Origin of the sequence: Pseudotabrizicola sediminis, assembly GCF_004745575.1 — a bacterium.
Taxonomy (GTDB): Bacteria; Pseudomonadota; Alphaproteobacteria; order Rhodobacterales; family Rhodobacteraceae; genus Pseudotabrizicola; species Pseudotabrizicola sediminis.
Genome location: NZ_RPEM01000008.1, coordinates 235,501 through 243,283 on the forward strand (window position 1 = coordinate 235,501; position 7,783 = coordinate 243,283).

Genomic DNA, 7,783 nt, shown 5'->3' on the forward strand with positions numbered 1-7,783 from the left:
GGTTACTCCGGGAAATGGCTGGTGATGATGAACAACACCGTGCCAATCAGGGTCACGATGAAACTGTAGGTGAATGCCCACAAAAAGAACGGCTGCATCAGCATCACCACCCCCAGCGCGATCAGCAGTGTCGAAAGGTTCTCCCACGGCCCGCGCCGGAACCGCAAAAGCCCGTTTACAAATGTGCTCATGCCCCTGCCCCAGTCTTTGCGCTCAAGATGCCAGCCGCGCTCATTTGCGCACCGCGCCAAAGGTGATCCCGCGCAGCAGATGTTTGCGCAGCAGGATGGTGAAGATCATCACCGGCAACAGGAACAAGGTGGCCCCCGCCGCCACGGCGGGCCAGTCCTGACCGCCGACGCCGATGATGGTGGGAATGAATGGCGGCGCCGTCTGGGCCTTGCCGGATGTCAGCAGCACGGCAAAGGCGTACTCGTTCCAGGCAAAGATCAGGCAAAAGATCGCCGTGCTGGCGATCCCGGTGGCAGCCTGCGGCAACACCACCTTGCGAAACGCCTGAAACCGCGTGTAGCCGTCGATCAGCGCCGCCTCTTCATATTCGCGCGGGATCTCGTCGATGAAGCCTTTCAAAAGCCAGACCGCAAGGCTGATGTTCACCGCCGTATAGAGCAGGATCATCCCCAGATGGGTGTCAGACAGGCCCAGCTCGCGGTACATCAGGTAAATCGGGATGGCGACGGCGATGGGCGGCATCATCCGGGTCGACAGGATAAAGAACAAAAGGTCATCCTTCAGCGGCACCTTGAAGCGCGAAAACGCATAGGCCGCCAGCGTGCCCAGAAAGATCGACAGCGCGGTCGAGCCAAAGCCGATGATCACCGAATTCATGAACCGCTCGCCAAAGCGCGACGGCCCGGCAATGACCGTGCCGCTCTGGCGCACGATCTCGTCATACCAGGTCTCGGGCGGCGGCAGGGCGGCGAACTGCTCGGCCCCGATCCGGGTGCGGGTGGTAAACAGGTTGACATAGCCCTCAAGACTCGGCTCGAACAGCACCTTTGGCGGATAGCTGATGCTGTCGGGCCCGGATTTGAAGCCGGTGGAAATGATCCACAACAAGGGCAGCAGGGTGATGATGGCATAGACCACCACCAGCACGGCGGCGATGGATTTTGACGCGCGCGACGGTTCGGTGACGGAATAAGCGCTCATCTTTCCTTCACCTTATTCAGGGCTTTGACATAGATCGAGGCAAGCCCAAACACGGTCACAAACAATATGATCGCATAGGCCGAGGAATAGCCGGTACGCCATTTCTCGAACGCCTCTCGCTTCAGATCAATGCTGGCCAGCAGCGTCTCATTCCCCGGCCCGCCCCCGGTCAGCAGCACCACCATGTCGAACATCTTGAAATTCTCGATGCCGCGGAACAACACCGCCAGCATCAGGAAAGGCAGCACCATCGGCACCGTAATGGTCCAGAACTGCCGCCACTTGCTGGCGCGGTCCACGTCTGCCGCCTCATAGATATAATCGGGAATCGACCGCAAACCGGCGAGGCAGATCAGCATCACGAACGGCGTCCACATCCAGGTGTCCACAATGATGATCGACCATTTCGCCAGCCCGCCCGCGCCCAGCATGGAAAACGAACTGGCGGGAACGCCGGTGAACAGCTCGACCACATAGTTGAACAGCCCGATCTGCGGTTGATACAGAAAGGTCCAGAAATTGCCGACCACCGCCGGCGACAGCATCATCGGCAGCACGATCAGCGTGGTCAGCAGGTCATTGCCCCTGAACTTGCGGTTGATCAGCCAGGCAAGGGTAAAGCCGATCAGCACCTGCAGCGTGATCGTCCAGATCAGGAAATGCGCCGTGGTCTGCATATTGGCCCAGATGCCATCATCGGTCAGGATGCGCTGGTAATTGCGCAATCCCACCCATTCCACCTCGCGCCCCGGACGGTTGGCGGCAAAATTGGTAAACGACAGCCGCACCGTCCAGATCAGCGGAAAGATGTTGATCGCCAGCAGCAGGAATATCGTCGGGGCCACGAACAGCCAGGCAATCGCGCGGTCAGACAGCCCGCGCACACGGCGTGCCACATGCGGGGGCGTGGCACGCGCCATCCGGTCGATCGGCGTATCGGTCATGGGGGTGGTCCTGCAAATCAAGGGCAAACCTGCCCGAAGCGGGGATGGCTGCGCCGGGGGTCCGGCGCAGCCACAACGCCGGTTACAGCTTGCCTTCGTCTTCGAACACTTCGGTCCAGTCCGCAATCAGACCATCCAGCGCCTCTTGCGCGGTGCCCTGATCGGCCACCACGTAAGTGTGCAGCCGGTCCTGCATCGCCAGCAACAGCGATGCATAGGCCGGTTCCTGCCAGAAGTCGTAGACGTTATCCATCGCCGCCAGGAAATCGGCGGCAAAGGGGGCGGAGTTGACGAAATCGGGGTCGTTCAGCACCGCAACATGGCAGGAATAGCCGCCCATCGACCACCATTTCTTCTGCACATCCGGCTGGGCGAACCATTTGATATAGTCCAGCGCGCCCTCGACATTGTCGGAATAGCTGACGACCGAAATCCCCTGACCGCCAAGGGTCGATGCCGGCTGGTTCTGCGCCGGGTTCACGAAGAAGTCGATCTTGTCGCCACCCACATTCGGGTCCGCCGCAAGGCCGGGGAAAAAGGCGAACCAGTTCATCGCCATCGCCACCTGACCGGATTTGAACGCATCCAGCGACTGTTCCATATAGGCGTTGTCATAGCCCGGCGGTGTGCCGGTCTTGTACAGCTCCTTGTAGAACTCCAGCGCCTCCACCGCCTCAGGCGAATTCACCGCACCCTCCATGTCATAGGCACCGGGGGTGTTTTCATACTTGAACCCCCAGGCATACATGGCCCCGGTGGCCCCCATGGTAATGCCTTCCGACCCGCGCTCGGTAAAGATCGACGCGCCATAGACGGTCTGGCCGTCAATCTCGCGCCCCTGGAAGAACTGCGCGATTTCCAACAGTTCCTTCTGGGTCTGCGGCTCTCCCAGCTCGCGGCCTGTGGCCTCCATGAAGGCGGCGCGGATGTCTTCACGCTCAAACCAGTCCTTGCGGTAGAACCAGCCATTGGCATCGCCCATGGCAGGCAGCGCATAGTAATTCGGCTCACCCTTGGGCCAGGTGGAATAGGCGTAAACGGTGGCCGGGGCGAAATCATCCATGCTGATCGATTCCGCAGCAAAGAAATCGTTCAGCTTGATGTAATGGCCGTTCTCCGCGCCGCCGCCGATCCACTGGCTGTCGCCGATCAGCAGATCACACAACTGGCCGCCCGAGTTCAGCTCGTTCAGCATGCGGTCGGCAAAATTGGGCCATGGCACGAATTCGAACTTCATCTTGATGCCGGACTGCGCCTCGAAATCCTTGGACAGCTCGACCAGCGCGTTGGCCGGGTCCCACGCGGCCCAGCACAAGGTCAGTTCATTGGATTGGGCCGAGGCGGTGCTCGCCGTCAGCCCGGCGGCAGACAGCACGGCACCGACCGCGGTTGCGGTCAAATATCTTGCCTTCATTGTTATTTCCTCCCTGAGTGCAAACGCGCAAGGGCGCCCCTCCTCTGGCCGCCATCGGGATTGCTGGGATGACGATAGGCACGGAAAACCGCCCTGTCCATCATTTTTGAGGTACGCACATCATTTTGGCGCAACGGCCAGATCAAACCGCTTTGAACGCAGGGATCACAGCGCCTGAGGCAGGTTTTCGCGCAAAATGATCTCCAGCCGCAGCCGCTCCTGCGATTCGTTGATCGGCTGGTGGTCGGCCTTGGCCTGCAACACCCGCAGGGTGCTGCGCGCCACATGGCCGACATTCTGCGCAATCACCGCATCCAGCCAGCCCGATTGCAGCGCCGATATGGTGTGGGGCGTCAACTCATGTCCGATGGTGACGACCCGGCCCAGCAGGTTCAGTTCCGTCAGCACCTGCACCAGCGCCCGGTGGCCGCTGCCCAGCAGATAAATGCCCCCGACCGGACCGTCCGACCGCAGCGCTTCGCGGATGACCTGGCGCAGGGTATCCGCCACACCATGGGTTTCCAACGTCTGCCCCACCGTGACGCCGGGAAAGTCGGCCAGCATCACCGCATCAAAGCCGCGCCGACGCTCGATGCTGTCACGCAGCAGCATGGATTGGGCAATCACCATCACCCGCGGCGTCCTGCCCCCCAGAAACCGCCCCATCAACACCCCCGCCGTGCGCCCGGCGGCATGGCTGTCGATGCCGACATAATGCGCAGCACCGCAATTGGGCAGGTCAGACACCATCGCCACCACCGGAATGTCCGCCGCATGCAGGGCACGCAGCGCATCGCGCACCACCGGCGTTTCCGGCGCCATCAGCGCCACGCCCGAGATGCCGCCCGCCGCCAGTTCCGCCAGCATCGCCGCCAGACGGTGCAGGTCCGCTGCCGGATAGCGCAGCAGATCCACCTGCATCCGGGCAGATGTCGCCAGAGCGGCGGCCTGCGCCAGCGCATCCTCCAGGGTCTGGATGAACTGGCTTTCGGTATCGGGCAACAGCAGCGCCACCCGCGTGCTGCGCCCGCGCGCCAGATTGGCCGCCGCCATGTCGCGCACATAGCCAAGCCGGGCAATCGCCTCCTGCACCGCTGCAATGGTCTTGGCCCGCACCCCGGGGCGCGCATTCAGCACCCGGTCCACCGTGGCAAGGCTGACCCCGGCTTCGCGCGCAATATCTGTGACGGTTGGCCTGCCCATTTCTTACGCTTATCGCCAAAGTCTGAGGTACGTCAATCAGGACCGCCGCGCGTCATGCCCGCTCACGGCGAGATCAGGATAGCGCGGAAATCATTGACATTGGTCAGCGTCGGGCCGGTCACCACCTGCCCGTCGATACCCGCGAAAAAGCTGTGGGCATCGTTGCGCGCCAAGGCGGTGGCGGGGTCCAGCGCCGCCGCTTCGGCACGCACAAGGGTTTCGGGGCCGATCAGCGCACCCGCCACCTCTGCCGCGCCATCCACACCATCGGTATCGCAGGCGATGGCATGGATGCCGGCGGCACCCTCCAGCGCAATGGCCAGCGCCAGCGCAAACTCCGCATTCGGCCCGCCAATCCCGTCACCGCGCCGCGTCACCGTCAGCTCGCCACCCGACAGCAGCAGCACAGGCGCATCGCCGGGGCGCAGGCTGGCCCTGACCGCCAGGGCCTGTGCCGCCTGCATCGCCGCCACCTCGCGCGCCTCGCCTTCCAGCGCATCGCCCAGCAGCCGCACATCGCAGCCTGCGTCGCGGGCAAGGACGGCAGCAGCCTCCAGCGACTGCACCGGGGCCGCGTAAATCCGGTTGGTCACCCGGCTCAGCCGCGCATCCCCCGGCGGCACCACGCCCGACCCCGCCCGCAACGCCGCCTGCACCGACGCAGGCACGGCGATCTGCCATCGCTCCAGAATCGCCTGCGCGTCAGCCGGGGTTGACGCATCGCCCACCGTGGGGCCAGAGCCGATGAACGCCGGATCATCCCCCGGCACATCGGAAATCATCAGCGCCAGCATCTGCGCCGGATGCGCGGCAGCGGCCAACTGCCCGCCCTTCACCCCGCTCAGGTGCTTTCGCACCGTGTTCATCCGGTCAATCGGCGCGCCCGAGGCCAGCAGGCCCGCGTTCACCGCCTGCTTTTCCGCCAAACTCACCCCCTCGCTCGGCGCCACCAGCAGCGCCGACGCCCCGCCCGAAATCAGCGCCAGCACAAAGTCCCCCTCGTCGGCGCCCGCCAGCAGGTCCAGCATCCGCGTGGTGGCCGCCTGCCCTGCGGCGTCGGGCACCGGGTGCGCGGCCTCGACAATCTCGATCCCCCGGCAGGGGCGCCCATAGCCGTAGCGGGTGATCACCAGCCCGTCACACGGCCCCCATTCCGCCTCAACCGCCTCGGCCATCCGCGCACTGGCCTTGCCCGCGCCCACCACCACCACCCGGCCCGCCGGGCGCGGCGGCAGGTGCAGCGCGAGGCTGCGCATAGGGTCCGCCACCTCGACCGCGCGGTCGAACAGGCGGCGCAGAAAGGCGGTTGGGTCGGTGATCATCGGGCATCCTCGGTCCTGGTCCGCCGCCTGTATAGGGCGGGGCGCAGCCGGGGATCAATGCTTTCGGGCGCTTACCGCCCGATCAGCACCGCAGCCGCCCCCGCATTTCGCCACTGTCGCCCTGCAGGCTGCTGTCGATCAGGCTGCACCCCGTCACCTCGGGGATCAGCGCAATCATCGTGGCGCGGATGCCCTGATGCTCCCCCCGCCGGGCATAGCCCAGACGGATCACCTCTACCGCATTGCCCTTCTGATACAGCGTATACTTGCGCCCGTCGCGGGTTACATCCGTCCGCTCGGCCCCAAAGAACTGCGGCGCGGGCTGCGGCCCGCAGGCACAAAGAAAGAGGAGGGCAAGGATGCGCATGCCCGGCAGTCTGGCGCAGCCGTGGTTAACACCCGGTTAAAGCGGGGCCGAAACGCGGAGGGCACACCGTCTGAAAGTTGGGGCCACAGGGAACCAAAGCCGCACCCGGGCGTTACCCCGTGAGTTCACCCAGAGGAAACCCCATGAAAAGCCGCCTGACCCTTCTGTCCCTCCTTGCCGCCCTGACCCTGTCCGCCTGCGGCACGGTGGCCGGCGCCGGCCGCGACCTTCAGGTCGCAGGTGCCACGATCACACAAGAAGCGCGGCAAGCGGCGAACTGATCAGCGGCTTTCGACGCGAATGGGAAAGGCGGGGCTTCGGCTCCGCCTTTTTGTTTGGTAGAATTGGAAACTGGCGGATTGTGTACCGGATCGAGGATGGGCGGCTGGTAGTGAAAGTCGCGCCTCGGGGTAGGGTTTGTGGATAAAATAATAATTGAAAACTCACATTATCTTCTACTGTTTTGCCCGATATGCCGTAGACCTACCGCGACGATCTGGAATTTTTTCAATAAGATTTGACTTGATCATTCTCTCAAACAATCTCTTAATTTTATTCTCAGATCCCTCCCGGCAAATCTCCCTTGCCTTCGCGTTATTTATTTCAGGATTTTCCTCGAGATAATTCTGCACTATTTCCTCTGGGGAAGCAAGAAGTTCATGAAATAATACCACCGTAACGCCTGCATCAGACTCTTGAATCTTTGGGTCTCGCAATTTCAGAGCGCGCATCTTTTCAAAAGCAGTATTTAAACCCTCGCCTATATCCTTGTTGGGGGCATCTGGAAATTTGTTGATAATCCTGACAATCTTCGGGTTTCGAGCAAATCGTTCCTTCAGAATATTTTCTGCTGTCACATAACCCGGCAATTTTCCCGGACTGAAAACCTCAATTCTGTTATCAAATATTCTTACATGGACTTCATCATTTATACTATAGTCGCGATGAATAACTGCATTTGTCACAATTTCATGAATTGCTTCGGCGGGATAAAGGACACTTTCCAAGCCTTCCAAACCAAGCTTAGGAACGTCTTGAATCTTTTCTTTTGTAATTGAAACGCCCCGCTTGATTAGCTCGTAAATGCTACCCTCAACCGTGATTGGATCGAATGCGAGTGCATCTCGCGTGCCCTCCGCCTCAGCTGTTCTATAACGATAGACTTTAAGGCCAGACTTCGGCAATGACACTTGTGGTTCATCAGCAAATAGGAGAGTGGCTGCTACCGTCGCCTTCTCCTTAACAATGAGTTTTTGTTTCCTAAGCCAATCAGACGGCTCAGGGTGTGGTACTATGTTTAAGGAAAATCCAAGAACTGACCTAGTGTTCCGAGTCTGACACTTGTTACCGATTCCCCCTA

General features: G+C 61.4%; 9 protein-coding genes. 1 reads left to right on the forward strand and 8 read right to left on the reverse strand.

What is annotated here, in order from left to right:
• Positions 1-2: 2 nt before the first annotated feature.
• From EEB11_RS13520 to EEB11_RS13550, 7 genes are all read right to left on the reverse strand, one after another.
• Positions 3-191 (reverse strand): hypothetical protein, encoded by a 189-nt coding sequence (locus EEB11_RS13520; protein WP_135432126.1) that lies wholly within the window; start codon positions 189-191, stop codon positions 3-5.
• Between the two features lie 40 nt (positions 192-231).
• Positions 232-1,173 carry a carbohydrate ABC transporter permease gene (locus EEB11_RS13525; protein ID WP_135432127.1) on the reverse strand — a complete coding sequence of 314 codons (942 nt, stop codon included), beginning with the start codon at positions 1,171-1,173 and terminating at the stop codon, positions 232-234.
• Positions 1,170-2,117: a carbohydrate ABC transporter permease gene (locus EEB11_RS13530; RefSeq protein ID WP_135432128.1), complete on the reverse strand. Its 948-nt coding sequence runs from the start codon at positions 2,115-2,117 to the stop codon at positions 1,170-1,172. The genes EEB11_RS13525 and EEB11_RS13530 overlap by 4 nt, the downstream gene beginning before the upstream one ends.
• 82 nt (positions 2,118-2,199) lie before the next feature.
• Positions 2,200-3,531 (reverse strand): ABC transporter substrate-binding protein, encoded by a 1,332-nt coding sequence (locus tag EEB11_RS13535; RefSeq protein WP_135432129.1) that lies wholly within the window; start codon positions 3,529-3,531, stop codon positions 2,200-2,202.
• Positions 3,532-3,696: 165 nt separating this feature from the next.
• Positions 3,697-4,734 (reverse strand): LacI family DNA-binding transcriptional regulator, encoded by a 1,038-nt coding sequence (locus EEB11_RS13540; RefSeq protein ID WP_135432130.1) that lies wholly within the window; start codon positions 4,732-4,734, stop codon positions 3,697-3,699.
• A gap of 62 nt (positions 4,735-4,796) precedes the next feature.
• A complete protein-coding gene (locus EEB11_RS13545) occupies positions 4,797-6,056 on the reverse strand; it encodes a glycerate kinase type-2 family protein (protein WP_135432131.1) in 1,260 nt (419 codons plus the stop codon).
• 82 nt (positions 6,057-6,138) lie between these two features.
• On the reverse strand, positions 6,139-6,423 hold the full coding sequence (locus EEB11_RS13550; protein WP_135432132.1) for a hypothetical protein: 285 nt from the start codon (positions 6,421-6,423) through the stop codon (positions 6,139-6,141).
• A gap of 143 nt (positions 6,424-6,566) precedes the next feature.
• Here EEB11_RS13550 and EEB11_RS13555 point away from each other — a divergent pair, with 143 nt between their 5' ends.
• On the forward strand, positions 6,567-6,704 hold the full coding sequence (locus EEB11_RS13555; RefSeq protein ID WP_135432133.1) for an entericidin EcnA/B family protein: 138 nt from the start codon (positions 6,567-6,569) through the stop codon (positions 6,702-6,704).
• 174 nt (positions 6,705-6,878) lie between these two features.
• Here EEB11_RS13555 and EEB11_RS13560 read toward each other — a convergent pair.
• A partial coding sequence (locus EEB11_RS13560) for an ATP-binding protein (RefSeq protein ID WP_135432134.1) occupies positions 6,879-7,783 on the reverse strand: 905 nt, incomplete at its 5' end.

Coding starts and splice junctions, on each gene's coding strand:
- EEB11_RS13520 (WP_135432126.1), bottom strand. CDS start 191: ATGAGCACATTTGTAAACGGGCTTTTGCGGTTCCGGCGCGGGCCGTGG.
- EEB11_RS13525 (WP_135432127.1), bottom strand. CDS start 1,173: ATGAGCGCTTATTCCGTCACCGAACCGTCGCGCGCGTCAAAATCCATC.
- EEB11_RS13530 (WP_135432128.1), bottom strand. CDS start 2,117: ATGACCGATACGCCGATCGACCGGATGGCGCGTGCCACGCCCCCGCAT.
- EEB11_RS13535 (WP_135432129.1), bottom strand. CDS start 3,531: ATGAAGGCAAGATATTTGACCGCAACCGCGGTCGGTGCCGTGCTGTCT.
- EEB11_RS13540 (WP_135432130.1), bottom strand. CDS start 4,734: ATGGGCAGGCCAACCGTCACAGATATTGCGCGCGAAGCCGGGGTCAGC.
- EEB11_RS13545 (WP_135432131.1), bottom strand. CDS start 6,056: ATGATCACCGACCCAACCGCCTTTCTGCGCCGCCTGTTCGACCGCGCG.
- EEB11_RS13550 (WP_135432132.1), bottom strand. CDS start 6,423: ATGCGCATCCTTGCCCTCCTCTTTCTTTGTGCCTGCGGGCCGCAGCCC.
- EEB11_RS13555 (WP_135432133.1), top strand. CDS start 6,567: ATGAAAAGCCGCCTGACCCTTCTGTCCCTCCTTGCCGCCCTGACCCTG.